The 19,812-nt window shown below is 57.7% G+C and carries 12 protein-coding genes and 3 tRNA genes; 10 read left to right on the top strand and 5 right to left on the bottom strand.

The genetic code is table 11. The features are described from left to right. The first annotated feature begins 206 nt into the window (after positions 1-206). Positions 207-2,879, top strand: a complete 2,673-nt coding sequence (locus ABRP95_RS05155) for a YhgE/Pip domain-containing protein (protein ID WP_284864723.1) — start codon at positions 207-209, stop codon at positions 2,877-2,879. After that, on the top strand, positions 2,876-5,065 hold the full coding sequence (locus tag ABRP95_RS05160; protein WP_284770529.1) for a YhgE/Pip domain-containing protein: 2,190 nt from the start codon (positions 2,876-2,878) through the stop codon (positions 5,063-5,065). Before ABRP95_RS05155 ends, ABRP95_RS05160 begins: the two co-directional genes overlap by 4 nt. A 327-nt stretch (positions 5,066-5,392) precedes the next feature. Here the strand turns inward: ABRP95_RS05160 and ABRP95_RS05165 are convergent. The 4 genes from ABRP95_RS05165 to gltX form a co-directional block, all read right to left on the bottom strand. Next, positions 5,393-5,465: transfer RNA gene (locus ABRP95_RS05165), tRNA-Glu, on the bottom strand. A gap of 226 nt (positions 5,466-5,691) precedes the next feature. Further along, positions 5,692-5,764 (bottom strand) — tRNA-Glu (locus ABRP95_RS05170). A gap of 38 nt (positions 5,765-5,802) precedes the next feature. Beyond that, a tRNA-Gln gene (locus tag ABRP95_RS05175) sits at positions 5,803-5,874 on the bottom strand. 227 nt (positions 5,875-6,101) lie between these two features. Beyond that, the gene (gene gltX, locus ABRP95_RS05180; protein ID WP_349839056.1) at positions 6,102-7,595 is read right to left on the bottom strand and encodes a glutamate--tRNA ligase; all 1,494 of its coding nucleotides are present in this window, start codon (positions 7,593-7,595) and stop codon (positions 6,102-6,104) included. 233 nt (positions 7,596-7,828) lie between these two features. On the opposite strand from gltX, the gene ABRP95_RS05185 reads away from it, so the two are divergent. The 7 genes from ABRP95_RS05185 to ABRP95_RS05215 are packed head-to-tail and all read left to right on the top strand — an operon-like array spanning position 7,829 to position 17,462. Then, complete coding sequence (locus ABRP95_RS05185) at positions 7,829-10,243, top strand: choice-of-anchor M domain-containing protein (protein WP_349839057.1); 2,415 nt, start codon at positions 7,829-7,831, stop codon at positions 10,241-10,243. A gap of 56 nt (positions 10,244-10,299) precedes the next feature. After that, positions 10,300-11,892, top strand: a complete 1,593-nt coding sequence (locus ABRP95_RS05190) for a choice-of-anchor M domain-containing protein (RefSeq protein WP_284770531.1) — start codon at positions 10,300-10,302, stop codon at positions 11,890-11,892. After that, complete coding sequence (locus ABRP95_RS05195) at positions 11,892-13,397, top strand: anchored repeat ABC transporter, substrate-binding protein (protein WP_284852324.1); 1,506 nt, start codon at positions 11,892-11,894, stop codon at positions 13,395-13,397. Before ABRP95_RS05190 ends, ABRP95_RS05195 begins: the two co-directional genes overlap by 1 nt. Further along, entirely contained in the window at positions 13,390-14,280 is an 891-nt protein-coding gene (locus ABRP95_RS05200; RefSeq protein ID WP_284782963.1) for a choice-of-anchor M domain-containing protein, read from the top strand. Before ABRP95_RS05195 ends, ABRP95_RS05200 begins: the two co-directional genes overlap by 8 nt. Further along, on the top strand, positions 14,267-15,001 hold the full coding sequence (locus tag ABRP95_RS05205; protein WP_284782962.1) for an anchored repeat-type ABC transporter ATP-binding subunit: 735 nt from the start codon (positions 14,267-14,269) through the stop codon (positions 14,999-15,001). Before ABRP95_RS05200 ends, ABRP95_RS05205 begins: the two co-directional genes overlap by 14 nt. Continuing rightward, positions 14,998-15,918 carry an anchored repeat-type ABC transporter permease subunit gene (locus tag ABRP95_RS05210; RefSeq protein WP_284782961.1) on the top strand — a complete coding sequence of 307 codons (921 nt, stop codon included), beginning with the start codon at positions 14,998-15,000 and terminating at the stop codon, positions 15,916-15,918. Before ABRP95_RS05205 ends, ABRP95_RS05210 begins: the two co-directional genes overlap by 4 nt. Then, on the top strand, positions 15,915-17,462 hold the full coding sequence (locus tag ABRP95_RS05215) for a choice-of-anchor M domain-containing protein (RefSeq protein WP_349839058.1): 1,548 nt from the start codon (positions 15,915-15,917) through the stop codon (positions 17,460-17,462). The genes ABRP95_RS05210 and ABRP95_RS05215 overlap by 4 nt, the downstream gene beginning before the upstream one ends. Positions 17,463-17,487: 25 nt before the next feature. Here the strand turns inward: ABRP95_RS05215 and ABRP95_RS05220 are convergent, their stop codons facing one another. After that, on the bottom strand, positions 17,488-18,516 hold the full coding sequence (locus ABRP95_RS05220; protein ID WP_296088496.1) for a CE1 family esterase: 1,029 nt from the start codon (positions 18,514-18,516) through the stop codon (positions 17,488-17,490). Positions 18,517-18,703: 187 nt separating this feature from the next. Here ABRP95_RS05220 and ABRP95_RS05225 point away from each other — a divergent pair, with 187 nt between their 5' ends. After that, positions 18,704-19,807, top strand: a complete 1,104-nt coding sequence (locus ABRP95_RS05225; protein ID WP_284782954.1) for an isochorismate synthase — start codon at positions 18,704-18,706, stop codon at positions 19,805-19,807. Positions 19,808-19,812 lie beyond the last annotated feature (5 nt).

Here is a 19,812-nt window from a genome sequence, read left to right on the forward strand (position 1 = left end):
CCTAACGCCGCGATAATCCACCGCTATGATGCATAGATTATCGCGGCGCTTTTCTATGCAATGGACCGGCGTGAGTTAACCTTTTATTAACCCTAGCCACATTCCTGTGCGGTGCGCGATGGCCCAGGGGTGACGAAGCTGTCAATTTCACGGAAACTGCCTGCTTGACTATTAGTTAACACCGTTTCGGTGCTACGGTCTTTCGAGTGATTACTAGTTGGAAGCTTTTTCTCCAAGACTTCGTCCGCCTGTGGCGGACGCCGCAAGTCTGGGTAATTCTCATCGGATTGATGGTTACCCCTGCCTTATATTCTTGGGTCAACGTCTCCGGTTTTTGGGATCCTTACGGCAATACCGAGCACCTCAAGGTAGCCGTGGTGAACGAGGACAAGGGTGCCTCGTCAGATCTCACCGGCGATATTGACGTCGGCGGGCAGATGATGGAAAAGCTGCACAACAACGACAAGCTCGGCTGGCAGTTTATGGACCGCGGCGAAGCCGAGCACGCCGTGAAATCCGGCGATGTTTTTGCATCCATCATTGTGCCGGAGGATTTTTCTTCCGACTTTGTCAGCCTGTTCCAAGGCACGTACTCTCAGCCCACCTTGGAGTATCAGGTCAATGAAAAAATCAATGCCATCGCCCCCAAGGTCACTGACACTGGTTCTTCTACCCTCGAAACCACGATTAGCGCAACCTTTAATGAAAACGTCGCGAAATCGGTTTCCACCGAGTTGAGAAACTCTGGCGGCGACCTCAGCGATAGGATCAATAGCACCGCGGGCAATACCGCGAATTCCTTCTCAGAGACCGCCGATACTGTGGCTAATTCGCGCAATTCCTTGGCGGATGTCAACGCCACTATCGATGATGCTCGTCCCACCATCGCACAGGCGCGCACGGCGCTAGGCTCCGTGCAGACCACGATTGATGACGCGCAGCAGGCCTTAAATCAGGTCACCTCCTTGACCGACGAGGTGCAAAAGGAAGTTACTTCCTTCGCCGACGATGCCACCGCCGCCTATATCCAAGGCACGACTGCGCTTGCCGATGGCACCGCAAACGCCAATGCCAATATCGGTTCTGTCACCGGCCGGTTAAACGGCGCTCTCAACCGCGTCGATGCCGCCACCGACGGCGCCCAAGGCATCCTTGGTCAGGCTGATAAAGCCATCGACCAATTAGCCGGTGTCGCTGCCCTGCCAGCCCTTCCCCCAGAGATATCGCAGCAGATCAACCAGTCGGTTTCTGATCTGCGTGACCGCAACAATCAAAACCGCGCGGTATTAGGAGAGCTGGATTCCCTTAATAGCGATACCAACGCCACCCTTGATTCGCTGAATAAGACCTCGGAATTGCTCAATTCCATGGCCTCCCAGGCCCGCGATGATTCCCACGGACTGCGCGATGACGTGGCCAACGGCCTACCTAAGCTGAATTCTGCACTTTCTAATGTCTCCGCTACTGCTGGGCGCCTATCTGCCTCCCTCAACAGCCAAAAGGCTCTGGTTGGGCAAACGGACGGGCTTCTCGGGGGCGTCGACGGGCAGTTGACCCACGCCCAAGAAGTGGTAAAGCGCTTCTCGGTTGATCTGGATCGCGTTGAGGAAGGTCTTCGTTCCGCACGCACCGATGTTATTGCCTTGAGCAACACAGCCAATAACAACACCGTGCTGAAGTCCGTCAACGGTCTTGATACAGACCACGTGTCTTCCTTCCTCTCCTCGCCCGCAGAGATGGAAAGCCATGCAGTATTCCCTGTCACGCACTACGGCTCCGGCATGTCCTCGCTGTTTATCAACCTCACGCTGTGGATCGGTGCCTTCATGCTCCTGATCATTTTCCGCGCCGAGGTTGACCCGCAGGGCCGCCGGGATCTAACCATCAATAAGGCGTACTTCTCGCGCTTCTTGCTCCTCGGCTTTTTCGCCATTGCGCAGGCACTTATCGTTTCCATCGGTAACTTAGTCATCGGCGTTGAGCACGTCAGCGCCACCGCTTATGTCCTTACCTCTGTATTTATCAGCCTGTGCTACCTCAGCATTACCTATGGCCTCGTCTCAACATTCGGCCACGTGGGCCGCGGCATAGCGGTGGTCTTGGCCTTCATTCAGATTCCCGGGGCATCGGGCCTGTACCCCATCGAGATGACGCCGGACTTCTTCCGCGCCGTCCATCCCTTCTTGCCCTTTACTTACGGCATCGATGCCATGCGCGAGACGGTGGGCGGATTCTACGGCACCCATTACATCCGCGATATCGCCGCGCTGACTGGCATGGCGGTTGTTGCCTACCTCGTGGGCACTCTCTTAAGGCGCGGGTTGTCCAACGTCACCATGCTGGTCAATGACGAGCTGGCCAAGGGCGGGCTCGTTATCAACGAGCAGGTCCACCTGATTGGCAGCCGCTACCGCTTCACCGATCTTCTGTATGCCTCCGCGGACCGCGAGGGATACCAAAAGAGCTTGGATACCAAGTGGATGACCGCTCGGAAGAATTATTCTCAGTTGATGAAGCTCACGATCGCCATCGGAGTAGCCTTGGTGCTCGCGCTCGTGATTTGCTCCCGATTCATGCCGGACCAGAAGGCGATCCTTTTCGGCATTGCGTGCCTCGTTGCGCTGATTGCGGTCGCGGTCATTTGTTCGCTGGAATACGTAAAACAAAGTATTGCGCACGATAACCGCCTGGCGGATCTCAGCGATGAAGAAATCCAGCAGCACCTAGAGCATCAACGCCAAAACCCCAATCAGTATCGGCTAGAAGATGTCCAGTCAGATAAGCACGCGGAAATATCTTCTACCCCACAATCGCAGGGCGATACCACAGATAAGCCCGCCGTCGACGGCGAAGAATCCGGAAAGGGAGATAAGTCATGAACAATATCCTGACCATTCTCCGCGATGACCTCAAGGCCATCCGTGGCAACGTAATGACCGCCGTCATCATTTTCGGCCTCGCCATTATCCCGCTGCTATTTACCACCTTTAACGTGCTCGCCAGCTGGGACCCATTTGCCAATACCAAACAACTCAAAATCGCCGTCGCCAGTGAGGATGAGGGTCACCAAAGCGACCTTGCTTCGCTCAAGCTCAATTTAGGCGATGAAGTTTTATCCCAGCTCAGCCGCAACGACGAAATCAACTGGGTTCTTACCAATAGCGATGATGCCGTAGAGGGCACCAAGTCCGGTGAGTACTACGCTGGCATCGTCTTGCCCAAGGATTTCAGCTCCAACCTCCTCACCTTCTACGTGGAAGGCACCGAGCCAAGCAAACTTAATCTCTATACCAATGAGAAGAAGAACGCGCTGTCGACCACGATTACTCAACGCAGCGCTACCGGTGTGATTGAGAAGATCGACGAGTCCTTCACCCGCGTTGTGTCCAATGTGGGCCTTGGCGTCATTTCCTCGCTGGACCAGTACCTTGATGAGGGCGATACCCAGGCCGCGCTCAATAACGTTCACAACCGAGTCAATACCGTACAGTCGCGCCTCGATGCAGCCTCTGGCACGGTCATGGCGCTGAGTAACCTGGTAGATTCCACCATTCCGCTCACCCAGGCAGCCAATAATATCCTGAATGAAGCGGGAAACCAGGCTTCCAGCACGACCAATGACAACGGCGAGTCACCCATCGATATCCTAAAGTCCACGCTGGATGAGTCCACTGGTTCCTTGGATGCGTCCCTTGCCGCGACGACGCAGAGCTACGAGGTCCTATCCTCACAAATCGAGGAATTGCTGAACAATGCTAGCGCCACCTCCGCGCAGACCGCCCAAACCTTCCGCACTGCCGCGGACCGCGTGGGACAGCAGACCGCAGCCTTCCAGGGCGTAAAGGACAGTATCCAGAAGGAAGCCGATAAGGTCGATCTTCCAGGCCCTGTAGCGGCAGGTTATGCGGCCGTGATGGGGCAGCTGGATGCCAGCATCGCCCAGAGCAATGCGTTGCACGATTCTTTGACTTCTACGGCCGATAACATCGAAAACGGCGGGAATTCCCAGGAGTCCAAGCAACAAACGCAAGCTGCGATTGCCAGCGCCAAGCAGGCAGTCGAAAACGCCCGCAACTCCTATAACTCCAATCTGAAGCCACAACTAGCGGCTCTGGGAGATAGCGTGGGCACGGTTGCCAACGATGTTGATGCGGTCAAGCACGATATCGCAGGCATCCGCAATACCATCTCTAATGACAACGATGCCCTCGTGCGGGCGCGCGATCTAACCGCAAGTCTATCCGGTACCTTGCAGCATCAGGCGGGTCGCTTTGGCGAACTCAGCCAAAAGATCGATGAGATCCGCGACGGCGGTGACCTAAGTCAGCTCGCCGATCTCATTGGCGATGACCCCGAGCTTCTGGCCTCTCGGATCGCTTCGCCGGTCAATGTGGACCGCCAGCCCATCTACGATGTTGCTTCTTTCGGTGTTGGTATGACGCCGTTCTACCTCACGCTTTCGCTGTGGGTAGGCGCCCTGCTCGCCTGCGTGCTGGTGCACACCAACGCCGAGCGCAAGTACTTGAAGAAGAACGAAGAGCTCGACAAGAAGGATCACTTCACTAGGAACCAAGTCTTCTTGGGCCGCTTCCTTACCTTTGGTCTCATCGGCATCGCCCAAGCCACCTTCGCCGTCCTCAGCCTGATTTTCTTCGTGGAGATCGAGCCCGAGCACCCATTCATGATGCTCTTTGCCTCGTGGATAATCTCACTGGTGTTTATGTTGATAATATATTCACTGGTTATCACATTCGATAGCGCGGGCAAGGCCCTCGCGGTTCTGCTCTTGGTTATCCAAGTCTCCGGTTCTGGCGGCGCCTATCCCCTGCCGCTTCTTCCGGAGTGGTTCCAAAATGTCAGTCCGTGGCTGCCGGCCACCTACGGCATCGACGCGTTCCGCAGCGCCATCGCCGGCATTTATGAGGCCGACATCCTCCGAGAGCTCGGCATGCTCCTCCTCTTCGCCATCCCGGCGCTTATCCTCGGCCTGTTCTTGCGCCCCGCCATGGATAACTATCACAAGCGCCTCCAGAAGGCGATTAAGAAGACGAAGGTCATGGCATAGCCTTCCCCACCTTCAAACAACGCCCAGTGCAGCCTGAGAGGCTCTCTGGGCGTTCTTTTTGTAGTGACAGGCCCATCCCCCCTTCCCTTGGCGCTCACGGGGAGCACAACCCAGCCCCATTCCCGTTGACCCCGTGAGCGCAAAGGGCGGGCTGCAGCTACAGCAGGCGCTTTCCGATGCCTCCCTCGCTGCGCCGCACTTTTCCCAATGCGGCGCAGCGAGAGCCGTTTAAACGCCGCTTAATCTAATTCTCTAGCCCCGAGAAGCGCAGAAAGAAAATGCCACAAGAAAAGGCTGCGAGCGTTAAAGCTCGCAGCCATTAATATGTACCCCGTACGGGATTTGAACCCGTGTTACCGGCGTGAGAGGCCGGCGTCCTAGGCCGCTAGACGAACGGGGCTCGTTCGCACGTAGCATGCAATTCAAAAGCTGTGCTGCTTAAAGCTTGCTTGCTGCGGACTCGTTAAACAGTAAACGATGGGTAAACACAATACAAATCAGCAGATAGTACGGGGATTCGTGCCGGTAAATCCCCCAGTTAAGACCCACTTTGGTCCCGATTAAGCCGCAAGCGCACATACGGAAAATTCCTCCAACCGCAGTGGCTGGAGGAATCTTTTTATTTGTACCCCGTACGGGATTCGAACCCGTGTTACCGGCGTGAGAGGCCGGCGTCCTAGGCCTCTAGACGAACGGGGCATAGAACTAGTGAGCCTGCTTTAAAAGCATTTTCACTGCTGGCCTACCAGGACTCGAACCTAGAATGGCGGTACCAGAAACCGCTGTGTTGCCAATTACACCATAGGCCATTTGCTCACTCGCTTGGAATCGCATCCGTATCGGCGGCGCTCCCTTGCTCGCTGCAACGTGTTATAACTATAATGATCGTTGTCCAATGTGCCAAATCGCCAGCGCAACTGGCATTTTAAGGCATTTTTCTTGAGCTAAAATAAAGCGGCGGATAACATCTGTGTAGTTCGATGTTCATCCGCCGCTTTAACGGGCTGTGCCCACCATTGTTCTGGTGGCGCCAGCCTTACTCGGTCGCGGGAACGTACGGAGTTACCTCGCGGGCGGCACGCAGGCGCGCCAAGGTGGACTCTTTGCCCAGAAGCTCCATGGACTCAAAGAGCGGCGGCGAAACCTGGGCACCGGAAATGGCGACGCGCAGCGCGCCGTAGGCCTTGCGCGGCTTTAGCTCTAGGTCCTCAATGAGCGCTTTGGATAGTGCTGCCTCGATAGCGTCGGTCTTCCACTCCTCTACCGCTTCAAGGGTGTCAATGCCTACCTCGAGGGGTTGGACGGCATCGTCCTTCAGGTTCTTCTTGGCCGCCTTTTCATCCAGGGTGAGCTCAGCATCGGGCGTGATGAGGAAGCTGAGTAGCCCATAGGCATCGGCAAGCGTCTTAATGCGCGTTTGCACCAAGTCCGCAGCGAAGGCGAATTTCTCGCCGTCATAATCGGCTGGGAAGTCCGTGTACTCCGTCAGGTAATTGCGCAGGCGGAAGGCAAACTCCTCCGGCTCGAGCAGTCGAATATGATCGGCGTTGATGGCCTCGAGCTTCTTCTGGTCAAAGCGGGCGGGGTTACCCAGAACATCATTGACATCGAAGTTCTCAATCAGTTCATCCATGCTGAAGATGTCCTTATCCGCCGACAGGGACCAACCCAACAGCGACAAGTAGTTGAGCATGCCTTCTGGGATGATGCCGTTATCGCGGTGATTGAAGAGGTTAGACTGCGGGTCACGTTTGGACAGCTTCTTCTTCCCCTCGCCCATCACGAAGGGAAGGTGACCAAACTCCGGGGTAAATTCCGCGATGCCGATTTCCTTCAGCACGTCATACATGGCCAGCTGGCGCGGGGTGGATGAGAGAAGATCCTCGCCGCGCAGTACGTGGGTAATGCGCATCAGCGCGTCATCTACCGGGTTAACCAGGGTATATAGCGGAGCTCCGTTGGAGCGCGCCACCACGTAGTCAGGCTGAGTTTCAGATTTGAAGGACATCTCGCCGCGCACAAGGTCGGTCCAGGCCCAGTCCTTGTCTGGCATGCGCAGACGCCAGACGGGCTTGCGACCTTCAGCCTCAAAGGCATCGATCTGCTCTTGCGTCAGGTCGCGGTCGTAGTTGTCATAGCCCAACTTGGGATCGCGCCCGGCTGCCTTGTGCCGTTCTTCTACCTCTTCCGCGGTGGAGTAGGCAGGGTAGACATGTCCGGCATCGATAAGCTTATTGAGCACATCTTTATAAATGTCCATGCGCTGGGACTGCCGGTACGGTTCATGCGGGCCGCCCACATTGACACCCTCGTCCCAGCCCAATCCGAGCCAGGTCAAGGAATCAATGATGGCCTGATAGGACTCTTCCGAGTCACGGGCAGCATCGGTATCTTCGATGCGGAAAATCAATTTTCCGCCGGTGTGGCGGGCATAGGCCCAGTTAAACAGGGCCGTGCGCACCATGCCAACGTGCGGGGTACCAGTGGGAGAAGGGCAAAATCTAACGCGAACTTCAGTCATGGCCACCATCGTAGTGGAGCCACAGGACACAGTCCGCACCAGCCCAAACCAGCGCCTCACCCTACCACCCAAAAGTGCGTCCCCATTTACTTTATTACACGCAAAAAGGGGTAGATGATAACGAGTTCCATTATAAACACACTGGTAAAAGGGGACGGTTTTCAAAAAATTATCCAGTATTGGGAATCATTTTCTATAGTTTCGAGGTGAACTACTGACAACTGCAGAAAGGTAACGCGCTGGTGGCTTCTCCTCGTATCCGCTTCATCGCCGCATTCAGCACGATCGCGCTGATTGCCCCGGCTACCGCCTACGCCGGTCCAGACGATGGCAAACACATCGCGACCCAAACCCACGTCGATTCTCCCAAGAGTTTTTGGGAAAACGACAACTTCCTGCTGCGATCCGAATTTCCCGGCCAAACGCCGCCGCTCATCGATGACACCGTTGCCTGGATTGGCAAAGGCTATACCCGCGAAGACGAGAACGGTAAGCGCCACCAGAACTTTATGTATTCCCTGCCGCAAAACGGTACGCAGGATTACATCGGCGCCCCAGGCACCACGTACTACACTGCCCCGTCCCAAGCCTCCGCTAACCAAGAGCCCATCTGGATCGGATTCGGTTCAAAGGGGCTTCCCGTGGAAAATTTCCGCAACAACATCGCCTACCTCGATCTGTTGAGCGTGGATGGCCCAGGTGACGTGGAGCTTTTTACCAATAAGGACGATAAAGACGGCACTAATCTCAATCGCATGCTGGGTTCGTTCGAGAACTCACCACACTCTGCTTTTCTCGAACGTGGTAGCCACACTCACAACTACACGCTCTTTACCAAGCCCGGCCGTTATCGCTTGACCTTTCGCACCACCGCGCGCACGGCGGATGGCCAACTCGTGGCTAGTGAGCCGCAGACCACCAGCTACCAAGTGGGCGGGCAAAAGCCAAAGGATGAAAAGACCCCAAGCCTCAAAGAGCGCTTTGATAGCTCCTCCTCCGGTGATGCCGCCGCTGCTGGCTACAGCCTGAGCCTGGACAAAAAGCAGAACCCGGAAAAAGACGGTGACGATAAGCTCACCACCATTTCCTTCGATGCAAAGAACAAGGCATCCGGCACGCTTACGCTGCTTATCGATGGCTATTTCCTCACCGATCTGCCCGTCACCGACGGCCACGCCAAGTGGGATGAGTACATGGGCCCAGAATCGTCCAATATCCAGGCCGTCTTTACCCCAGAAGGCGATGCCCCGCGCTGGATTTCGCAGCAGGTGGAATTTACCCCGGGCTCCCCCTCCCAAACCGATTCTTCTACTACCGAAGAGAAGTGGGAAGAAGCCGAGAATCCGCGCCAGCTGGCACCCACCGAAGAGGTAACGCTGCAAGAAACCGGCTATACGGTGCGGATGCGCAAACAAGGTGAAGAAGGAACCAAAATTATCATCGACATGGATGATAAAAACTTCAGCGGCGTGATGACTGGTGGTCTCTACAAAAACAAGAACGACGAGGAATCCTCTACTTCGGTGGAAGCAGCGATTACCAAGGGCCACGGAGAAGCCACTTTTACCTACGGTAGGTACTCCGAAAACTACACTGCCAAAATCAACGTCTTCCCGCACTCCACGGTCCAGGCCGGCCACGGAAGCACGGTGCTGACCGAGTCCTACAAACTCGATGAAAACTACGAAGTAAAAGACGAGCTTTCTACCAGCGCAGAGGATAACACCGCTACCCCAGGCGGAAAGCCTGAGTCCGGCGATACGCCCGCGCCCGGCGATACGCCGGCACCATTTCAACCGCCACAGGACGAAGAAGCTCAGCGCTGCAGCGAAAAGCAGGTACTTGACCGCGGGCACGTCGATATCAAGGCACTTCCTACGGACGATGGTTTCCGCACCGTCCTGCGCGATGACACAGGACAAATTGATAAGAACTCGGTAGACCGCTCGTTGGATGACGTCGTGCTTGGCGTACACAAAAACGCGCTTACTCCTCGCGGTCAGCAGCTGGGTGATAAGAAATTCGATTTCCTTGGCAACATCGGTGACCGCTTCTACCACCTGCCACAAACGCAGAACCAAGCCATCATCTGGCCGGGGTATAACACCGAAGAATTGGATTACTCCAAGATGAAAAATGGCAAAGTCAATTTGAACCTTAAGCCCACGCACACGCCAGAGGGCGCTGAGTGGGGCGCATATATAGATAAGGCCAGGGGTGTCGGTTACGACGTCCTTGCCAATTCTGCCGAAAACGACCACACGATCGAGACCACCTTCGCATCGCACAGGCATACCCACTGGGCTTTTACCAAGCCGGGCATCTACACGTTCGAGGCAACCTATACGGCAACTACCACCGATGGCAAGGAACTTGCCTCGGAGCCACAGACGTTGACCTTTGCCATTGGTGATGACGCGGTGAAGTCCTGTTCTACGGCTGCGCCATCCGATTCCTCATCGGAAAAACCTTCCGAGAAGCCGTCCAAGCCCTCGAAACCGTCCAAGCCGTCCGAGCCGTCAGCTCCCGTAGGGTCATCGTTTAATCCTTGGACCCTGGTCTTGCCTGCGGTTCTTGGCATCACCTTCAAGGCCTTCTACAACTTCTTCCGCGACAACCAAGATCTCATTCGTGAGCGCTTTGGCTGGCGCATCTAACTAATAATCCACTGCTCAGGGGACCCCACCCCAGGCGCTTTAAAGGAAATTCAACCATGGATACCAACACCATTTCGCGCACCAGAGCCCACCGGCCTGGCAGCCGCATCATCGCGGCGGTGATTACCGCCCTTATCGCGTTTTTCGTTCCAGCCTCACCGGCCTTGGCCTTCGATGAGGTCTTTGATTCTGGCCATATCGACGCATTCTATGTCACGGCACCGGATGGCCAGCTGCACCTATCCATGCAGGAAGATGTCACCGGTTCGCACGTCCAGCGCCCTGGCGATGACGTATTGCTCCAAGTAGTGGAATCCGCATGGTCCGATGCCACCGAGGGCGTTCCCGAGATTGGCGAATCGACCTACTTCCTGCCCCAAACCCAGGACCCAAATATCATCTGGCCGGGCTGGGATACGCAGCCGGCACGCGATGGTGGCTTTACCAGTGTTGACTTCGAGTTCACCAATATCTCTGGGCCGGGCTCGGTCTATGTCTTTGAAACCTCTGGGTTCGGCAACGTCGGTGCCGTGACCAATTCCGGTTCGATGGAGCTCACCAGCGGCGAGGTTATTAACCAGCCGAGTCCTGCACACCGCCACGTCAACTGGGCTTTCAGTGAGGCTGGTACGTACGAGATGACCGTCCAAGCCTCCTCCAACGGACAAACCAGTAACGCAGTGACCTATACCTGGCAGGTGGGCGAAGGCGGCGGTGCAGGCTCCGCTCACCGCTCTGCGGGCGGTGCTGGCGATGCAGACAACTCCGGCAATGACGCTGGACATGGCAATTCCGAGGGTGGCCAAGGCGGCAACGCTGCAAACGATGGACAATCCACGGATCCAGAGTGCCGGCCGGGAATTATCCCGCAGATTAAGGACGATACAGCCTCGCCACCGCAGTGGCGCGATGCCGACGGCGCGACTTTTTACCTCTCCGATAATTCCGGCGTAGAACTGCCAGAAGATGTTGGTCCCGTATCTGCCGGCCAAGCGTGGATGATCGGTTCTACGCAGGTCGATGGCGTGCCGTGGCTCGGTGCGAATACCCAGAGCCCTTCCATGCGCGAGCACATTCCGGGTGATGTTACTTGGGAGCTCGTTGATATGAAGGGCCCTGGTGCCATGATGGTCTACAGCCAGGGTGGCCTGGGCAAGATCGTCGGCGATGAATGGTTCCGCGGCGCCAACGGTGCCGTCGAAGGTAGCTACAATATCGCGCCCAATACCCACGTGCACCCCAACTGGGTCTTCGAAAAGCAGGGCACCTACGACGTCACCATTCGCCAGGTGGCCCAAACCTCTGCCGGCAAGCAAGTAGCCGGCCAGGCAACGCTGCACTTTGTCGTGGGCGGTGGCAGGCCAGAGGGCTCCTTCGATAATGGCCACTTTGACCTGGGCGCGGAAGTAAACCCAGATGGCGGAGACTGTGGTGTTGGCGCCGCAGCCGGCGCGGGCTCTAATGGCTCCGGCGCTGGCCAGGATGGCACCAGCGGTTCCGGTGCGAACGCATCCGGTAAGGGTGGCAATGCGGCTCTCGCCAATACTGGGACCCCCACCATGCCGCTCGGAATTGGCGTGCTCGGACTGGGCATGCTGTTCCTTGGTCTGGGCATCGCACGGCTCGCTGTCGCGAGGGCAAAGAATTAATGCCAGTGCCCCACTACCGTTTCGTACCGCGCGGGCTGCAGACCGTCGGGGCGCTCTTTAGCGTCTCCCTCCTTGCGGCAGGTTGCACGACCTCGGCAGCGGTGGATACCTCGGATCGCTTCAGCGTGGTGGCGACGACGCCGATTTTGGCGGATATGGCCCGCCACGTTGCAGGCGAGGATGCCTCGGTCACCGGTCTTATCCCCAGCGGAAAGGACCCGCACACCTTTGAGCCGACGCTGCGCACGGTGCGCAACGTGGCCAATGCGGATCTTGCCTTGAGCAATGGATACCTCCTGGAACCGCAATCCCTGATAGATACCTTGCACGAATCCACGGATGCGCCCGTGGTAGAGGTCGCTGACTCGGCCTCCACCCGCGGTGCCGCCCTCGTGCCGCTGGTAGAAGATGTCTCCCTGGATGCCATCTGGTTGGGCCTGCGCATCAGCGGCGCCGAAATGCGCAACTCCGGCGTCGACTTCCGCATGGTCTCTGCCGAGGGGCCAGGCGATGTCGCTGCCTACGTGGTCTCGACCTTCGGCACGCCGGAGGTGCTATTTAATAGCGCCGATGGCATCGACGCCGGCGATGATTCGGTCACCCTCCCGGCTAATGCGCACACGCACGTCTCGTGGGGTTTTTCTGAGCCGGGCATATATAAGCTTGGCTTTCAGGCCGATGGCACGGAGGTAGAGCACCTCACCGTCGCGGTAGGCGTGAACCCGCCGGAGGATATGGATGTCATTGATTCCGGCCACGTGGATATTGCCGCTGATGTGGCAGAGGGATCTATTGATTTACGCGATCAAGACCAGCATTTTGATCCCGCGCATACCACGGTAGCGGTCCCTTCCTCGGTCCTGCAGCCCATTCCGCCGGATCCCGCTTATCGCTTCTTGGGCACCCCCGGCGCGGATACGTACCTGCTCCCCCAGGCAGTCCTGGGCAAACATATCCACGGCGAAGTGGATCCACACTTGTGGCACAACGTAGACAATGCCATTGCCTATGTCGATGTCATTGCTGAAGAAATGGCGAATGCGGATCCGTCGCACGGCGCCGATTACCGCGCCCGTGCCGAGTCTTATATCGCGGAATTGCGCGAGCTGGACGAGTATGTGGACCGCGCGATTTCTTCTATCCCGCAGAGTAATCGGCACTTGGTCACCACCCACCACGGTTATGCCTACTTAGAGCAGGGCTACGGCCTTTCGGTGGCCGGGTTTGTTACCCCTAATCCCGCCATTGAGCCTTCGCCACGCGAGGTCATTGCCCTGCGCCGGACGCTGGAGAACCTGCACCTTCCTGCGGTCTTTGTGGAGCCGGTGGAGCAAGCCAGCGCCAGCACGCTGAAGGAAGCCGCCGCGCAGCAAAACGTGGAGCTGTGCCCCATTTACGGCGACACGCTTGATGATGCCGTGCCTACTTATATCGATCTCATGAAATTCAATGCTGACTCGCTGCAGCGTTGCCTACATCCTTCGAATGGAGATAACCATGCTTAACCTTGCCTCTCGTACCGTTACCCGCGCGGCCACTCGCACGGCAGCCTGCATTGTCACTGCGGGCCTCGCCCTATCCGCAACGCCCGCCTGGGCCGGCGACCTCGCGCAAGTGGTTGGCGCGGATGAAACCGTTGCGCCAGAGGGCGAAGAAAAGGTCATCGATGCCGGCCACGTTGATATCGGCACGCTGTTAGACGGCTCCGATGTCGAGCTTTTGGCCCGCGATGATGCGGGCGACTCCCCGGTGTGGCGCCACCTCGATGACCTCGTATTTTCGGTCAGCGATGCGGCCCAGCAGACGCTGCCGGATACCGAAGATTTCAGTTTCGTCGGTGCCCAATCCGGCGAGGATGTCTGGGTGGTCCCGCAGACTGAGCAGGTCGGCGTCCCGTGGCTGGGGTGGAATACCCAGGCGCCTTCGCTTGTCGATAACGCCGCTCGCGGCGTTACTATGGAATTCCTCGGACACTCCGGCCCAGGGGATTTTTCCCTCTTTTTGCAAAACGGTGGCTTTGAGGCACCCCAGCTGCTGTGGTCAACGGCAGAAAAAAGCGAGTCTGAGTTCTGGGTAGATCTCAATACGCACACTCACGCCAACTGGACTTTCACGGAGCCGGGCACCCACCAGGTGGGAATCCGGATTAAGGGTGAAACCACAAACGGCGAGGAGTTTAGTACCGACGGCGTGCTGACCTTCGCTGTGGGCGACGGCGCAGATATCCAGGCAGCCCAGGATGCGGAGTGGAGCCCAGCAGAGGCCACGACCGAGGATTCTTCCCTCCCGGTATGGGTTTATGTTTTGGTCGGCGGCGGAATCATCGTGCTGATCGCCGGTGTTGCCGTGCTCGTGAAATCCCGCAAGCGGGGCGATGGCCATGCCTAAGCCGTGCATTCAGGTGCGCGGATTGCAGGTAGCACTATCTGGCCGCACCGTTATTGAAGATGCCAATCTCGAGGTAGGCACCGGTGAATTCATTGGGCTCTTAGGCCCCAATGGTGCGGGCAAAACCACGCTGATGCGCGCCATTTTGGGGCTTATTCCTTCCTCTGGCACGTGTACCGTCACTGGCTCCGTGGGCTATGTTCCGCAGCGCCACGAGGTGGAATGGGGCTTTCCCATTAACGTGTACCGCACCGTGCTCAGCGGGCGCACCGGGCTCATCGGGTGGTTTAAGCGCCCTGGGAAAAAGGACCATGCGGCCGCCGCGGAGGCGCTGCGCTTGGTACATATGGAGGAATTTGCCTCCAGACCCATCGAGGAGCTTTCCGGCGGCCAGCGCCAGCGCGTATTGATCGCCCGCGCCCTGGCCATTCAGCCGGAAGTCTTACTACTCGATGAACCTTTTACCGGGCTCGACGCCCCGAATACCGAAGCCCTATTAGAACTTTTCGCCGAGCTTGCGGCGCAAGGGAAATCCATCGTGATGTCTACCCATAACCTGTCTGAGGCGGCGCACACGTGCAAGCGCCTAGTGCTATTTAATCGCACGGTTATTGCAGATGGTCCCGCCGATGAGCTTTTGGCCGAGAAAAATCCGTGGACCCGCGCGTTTGGTGTCAGTGCCTCTTCCCCGTTGCTCGCTGCGATTGGAGTAGCTGCGTGATTGATATCTCATTTATCGATTTCTTGCGGGATTTGACTAATCCCCACCTCGATTTCCTCGCCAGGGCGGTGGGCATTTCGCTCATCGCCGCCATCGTGTGCGGGGTCATCGGCTGTTATGTGGTGCTGCGTGGCATGGCCTTTATTGGCGATGCCGTCTCGCACGCCGTGTTCCCAGGCCTGGCCATCGCCTTTGCGCTGCAGACCTCGGTCTTGCTGGGCGGGGCGGTTGCCGGTGCGGTCGTCGCGGTGCTCATCGCCGCGTTTTCACAACGCAACCACGTGCGCGCGGATTCCATCATCGGCATCTTTTTCGCCGCCGCCTTTGCCTTGGGCATGGTGATTATTTCGCGCACGGATGGCTATAGCGCCTCGCTCACCAGCTTCCTCTTCGGATCACTGACCGGCGTTTCGCGCACGGATATCACCGTCGCCGCAAGCGTCTGCCTGGTCGTCCTAGCCGTGGTCGTGGCCTTTGGTCCGCAGCTAAACGCCACCTGCTTGGACCGGGAGACCGCCCGGGCCATGGGCCTGCCGGTCTTCGCCCTGGATATCATCCTCTACCTGTGCGTGACCGCCGCGGTGGTCATTTCCGTAAGCACTATCGGCAATATTTTGGTTCTCGCCCTGCTGATTACCCCGGCAGCCACGGCGCGCCTGCTCACGGCCAACCTGACCACAATGATGCTCCTCTCTGCCATCATCGGCGCCGTCTGCAGCTTCTTCGGCATCTATTTGGCGTGGGCCATCGATCTTCCCGCGGGCGCAACCATCGTGCTCACGCTCACCGTCCTCTTCCTCATTGTCTGGGCCCTGCATCCCTTCTTGCGCTCCCGCCGCACACCCGGCCACTTTTCTCCTCGCGTGCCAGCCGACGCTTCCGAAAACTCCCCACGAAAGGAAACCATCGAATCATGAAACCCTTGTGCCGTACCGCTCTTGCCCTAGGCGCCGCCGGGTTCCTCAGCGTGGGAACCCTCACCGGTGTGGGTCTGCCCTCTTCCGTTATGGCCTCCGCGTATGCCGCAGAGGCCTGCAGCGCCGAGGACTTTATCCGCATTACCGAAGGCCACCAAGACATGGCGCTCAAGGATGAAAACGGGGATATCAGCTTTGTGGTCAAAGATGACCAAAAACGCAAAGAATACCAATCGGAAGAATTCGTGGTCGAGGTAGCGGAGAAGAACAAGCAGCCAATTTCAGCTCTCAACGTCCCTTCCCTGCCCGAGGAAGGATGGGTGCTACCGCAAACCCAGATTGAGGATGTTCCGTGGCTAGGTTTTAATACTCAGGAACTCTCCGAGGACTACCTCGGATCCAAGCAGACCGCGACGCTCAGCATGGCCATCGCATCTGGCCCCGAGGATGGCCGCATTGTGGCGTTCCAGAATGAGGGCATCGGCGAGCTCAAGGTGCGGATGGATACCGAGGACGGCACCGCCTGGGATTATCCCGGCAAGTCCCACGCCCACCCTGCCTTCGCTTTTACCAAGCCAGGCACCTACGCCGTGAGCTTTACTTTTGAGCTTCCCGATGGCTCCCGCCACCACTTGCATGCCGGATTCCTCGTCGGCGATGACGCGGATGCAGCGGAGCTGTGCGGTGTCGACTACGAAGAATCCGACGATGCTGAGGCCAGCGTCCCTACGGGCGGAACCTCCCGCCCAAATCAGCTAGCCAAGGATATTAAAGGCGTAGATAAGGCCATCGCGGGCCTGGATAAGGAGCTGGAAAATACCCTGAAGGAAGGCCAAAAATTCCTCGAGGGCGATAAAAAGAAAGACAAAGGCGCCAAGGATAAATCCGGCGATAAGCCAACTAAACAGGGCCAGTCCGGAGGCTCGAAAGAAGTCAAGAATTCTGGTTCGAAGCAGGGGTCCAACCAAGGCTCCAAGTCTGGGTCGAAGTCCGGCTCCACCAAGGGCTCTGCTCGCGGTTCTGGCCAGAGCAAGACTAACCAAGCCCACGGTTCTGGGGCCGGCTCTGGTGCTGCGTCGCGCAAATCGGGTGGGGGCTCGTCGAAGGGAGCATCGGCAAGCAGCGGCTCTCGCAGCGGTTCTAAGGCTGCACAATCCAAATCCGGCGGAAGTTCTGGCCAGAAATCCGCGGGCAAATCCACCCCGAAGTCCAAGAGCAGCAAGGCTAAGGACAGCAAATCTAAGGGCTCTAAATCTGAGAACCGAAGCACGGCGCCGGTGCCCAACGCATCTGCGGGTGGCAAGGACCACAACAATGAGGCGCTTGCCGGTGCCGCCTACACCGCCTCACTGACCAAGAGCAGCTTTTGGGCGGGCATCTTGGCGGGGCTCGGCGCATTCGCGCTGGTGCTAGGAATTGGTCTTTTGGTCTATGTCCAATTCTTCCGCAAAAAGAAGCTAGCCGGCGAACAGCCTGAGCAGCCAGAACAGCCAGTGCCGCCGCAGGCCGATGATGCCACGACGCAGATCCCGCGCATCGATTAGAGGCCTGAAAAAGTACCGTCTAGGGCTACACGCGTGTCTTGGTGGAAAGGAAGTCCCACACAACATTCGGGGTATCCGGCTGCCAAAACCACGTGTGTTCGGCAGGCACCTTGATCAATTCCACGTCCTTCTGGCAACCGTTGAAGTTCAGGCGCTCGGCACCTCCAATATCCGCTTGGGATTGAAAGGTCATATCGCAGCGATTGCGGTTGAGATACCCTCCCAAGACGGTGCGCACGGGAAGATAACCAGCTTCGTGCCGGTCGCCGCCTTCATAGGTCATCATCTGATCGTGGGTGCCGTGCATGATGAGTGTATGCATTGGCGCATCGCCGCAATTGGTTTCAACGGGGGTATAAAAAGCTCCAGAGACCATGGCAACCGCAGCAAATGTATCTTGAGCGTGACAGCCTAATACCGAGGTAAAACCTCCGCCATTGGACATTCCCATGGCGTAGACGCGGTTGCGATCCACGTGATAGTCCGCATCCACCGCATCCAAGATGCGCCTGATGAAGCGGATATCTTCGCCGTCATGGGTTTTGGCATATGGAGCTGCTTCCCAAGCGCGTTCGTAGCCCTCCGGGTAAATGATGATGGCCTCATCGGTGGCTGACGTATTGCCCATCCGTGCGTAACTAGAGAAATTTTCCGGGGAATCTCCCCAACCGCCAAATCCAAAAAGCACCGGGGATGGTTTTTCGGGCGAGTAATTATCGGGGATACGCACGAGGTAGCGGCGCTGTTTTCCTTCGTGTTCCATCTCGAGCGATTCCATAGTTCCCGGTGCAATGGCCGGATCAGGATTAATGCTGGGATCAGCAGAAGGCACAGGTGGAGTCGGCTCGGGATTACCCGAAACTGGTGGCTCACCGTCAGTAGACGGGTGCGCCTCAGCATCGCGAGGCGTCGATTCAGTGACACCTTCAGGGAGCAAATGCGAGCCGTCTGGTTCTGGAATCACGGGCTCGCCGGAGTGGTGGTCTTGTTCTGGCACAGGCGCCGGGTGCGTCGGTTCTACCGGTGATCCGGCACCTTCTTGTTCCTGCGCCATTGCCGGCACGCTTAAAGCTGCGCCTATCACTAGCAGTGAGGTCAAGAGATAGGTGAATCGAAGAAAAACTTTAGCCACAATAGCCACTTAAATAACAATAGTTACATCGGTTGTGCCAGCAGGTGTCCACACGCTTGGCGGAGGGTAATTTCTACCAACTTTTAACGAGGCACTAAGCTAGATCCCCATGCACGAAGACAGACCAAGCACCGCCCCCGATTTCTTGCTCTCCCGGGCAACGGGGTCTGTCCGTACCCAAGGTGCGCGGGACACCTTTAGCAGTGCCGAGGCCGCGGTTGACGCCTTGCGCCGAGGCGGGGCCGAGATGGTCGTAGGTGCCATCCCCTTTGATTCCGATACTCCCGCCGCGCTGACCGTTCCAGAATCAATCATCCGAGAAGACGGCCCGCTAGAACCACATGCGTTCTACCGCAATCAGACCCTCAATTCCCGCGTCGTGGGCTTTGACCCAGAGCCAGAAGAACACCTGCGCCGCGTTGAAGCGGCCATCGGCACCATCGAAACCTCAAAGCTAGAAAAGGTGGTTTTAGCCCGCGCGGTCGATATCGAATTTGCTTCCCCCATCGATCCCCGGCTGGTGGCCGCGCGCCTAATCGATCTCTCCGTCAACCGCGATGGCTTCATTGCGGATCTCTCCCCTGCAGGCCGCCCAGGGGCCATGCTGGTCGGTTCTTCGCCAGAGGTGCTGATCAAGCGCCAAGGCTCGACCGTGTCTGCATTCCCGCTCGCCGGCTCCACCCCGCGCCGAGCCAATAAAGCGGCAGACCACATTGCCAGCCAAGACCTCTTGCACTCCGCAAAGGATCTGCTCGAGCACTCCTTTGTGGTAGAGCACCTGCGCAGGGTGCTAGAGCCGCTGTGTAGCAGCCTCAATATCCCCGATACCCCGCAGCTCATACACACCAATGAGATGTGGCACTTGGGCACGCCGGTTACCGGTACCCTGCGGGATAAAGACCTCACCGCCCTGGAATTGGCAGAAGTAGTCCACCCCACCCCCGCAATCTGTGGCACGCCGACGGAAGCTGCGCAGGCGCTTATTGAGACCGCCGAGACCGACCGCGGCTTCTATGCCGGCACCGTCGGCTGGTGTGATAGCTCCGGCGACGGTGAATACATGGTAGCTATCCGTTGCGCAGAGGTTGCTGGCGATGGCCTCTCCGCCCGCGCCTGGGCCGGCGGCGGCGTGGTCGGTGCCTCCAATGCCCAGGCGGAGCTGGAAGAAACCACCGCCAAGCTCCAGACGATCTTACGGGCGCTGAGCCTTTAAACGGT

The sequence above is a fragment of the Corynebacterium sp. KPL2895 genome (assembly GCF_040225815.1).
In the GTDB taxonomy this organism is placed as follows: domain Bacteria; phylum Actinomycetota; class Actinomycetes; order Mycobacteriales; family Mycobacteriaceae; genus Corynebacterium; species Corynebacterium rhinophilum.

Excerpts from the sequence above, each read along its gene's own strand:
- ABRP95_RS05195 (WP_284852324.1), top strand. The coding sequence starts at position 11,892 with ATGCCAGTGCCCCACTACCGTTTCGTACCGCGCGGGCTGCAGACCGTC.
- ABRP95_RS05225 (WP_284782954.1), top strand. The coding sequence starts at position 18,704 with ATGCACGAAGACAGACCAAGCACCGCCCCCGATTTCTTGCTCTCCCGG.
- ABRP95_RS05200 (WP_284782963.1), top strand. The coding sequence starts at position 13,390 with ATGCTTAACCTTGCCTCTCGTACCGTTACCCGCGCGGCCACTCGCACG.
- ABRP95_RS05160 (WP_284770529.1), top strand. The coding sequence starts at position 2,876 with ATGAACAATATCCTGACCATTCTCCGCGATGACCTCAAGGCCATCCGT.
- ABRP95_RS05215 (WP_349839058.1), top strand. The coding sequence starts at position 15,915 with ATGAAACCCTTGTGCCGTACCGCTCTTGCCCTAGGCGCCGCCGGGTTC.
- gltX (WP_349839056.1), bottom strand. The coding sequence starts at position 7,595 with ATGGTGGCCATGACTGAAGTTCGCGTTAGATTTTGCCCTTCTCCCACT.
- ABRP95_RS05220 (WP_296088496.1), bottom strand. The coding sequence starts at position 18,516 with ATGGCGCAGGAACAAGAAGGTGCCGGATCACCGGTAGAACCGACGCAC.
- ABRP95_RS05205 (WP_284782962.1), top strand. The coding sequence starts at position 14,267 with ATGGCCATGCCTAAGCCGTGCATTCAGGTGCGCGGATTGCAGGTAGCA.
- ABRP95_RS05190 (WP_284770531.1), top strand. The coding sequence starts at position 10,300 with ATGGATACCAACACCATTTCGCGCACCAGAGCCCACCGGCCTGGCAGC.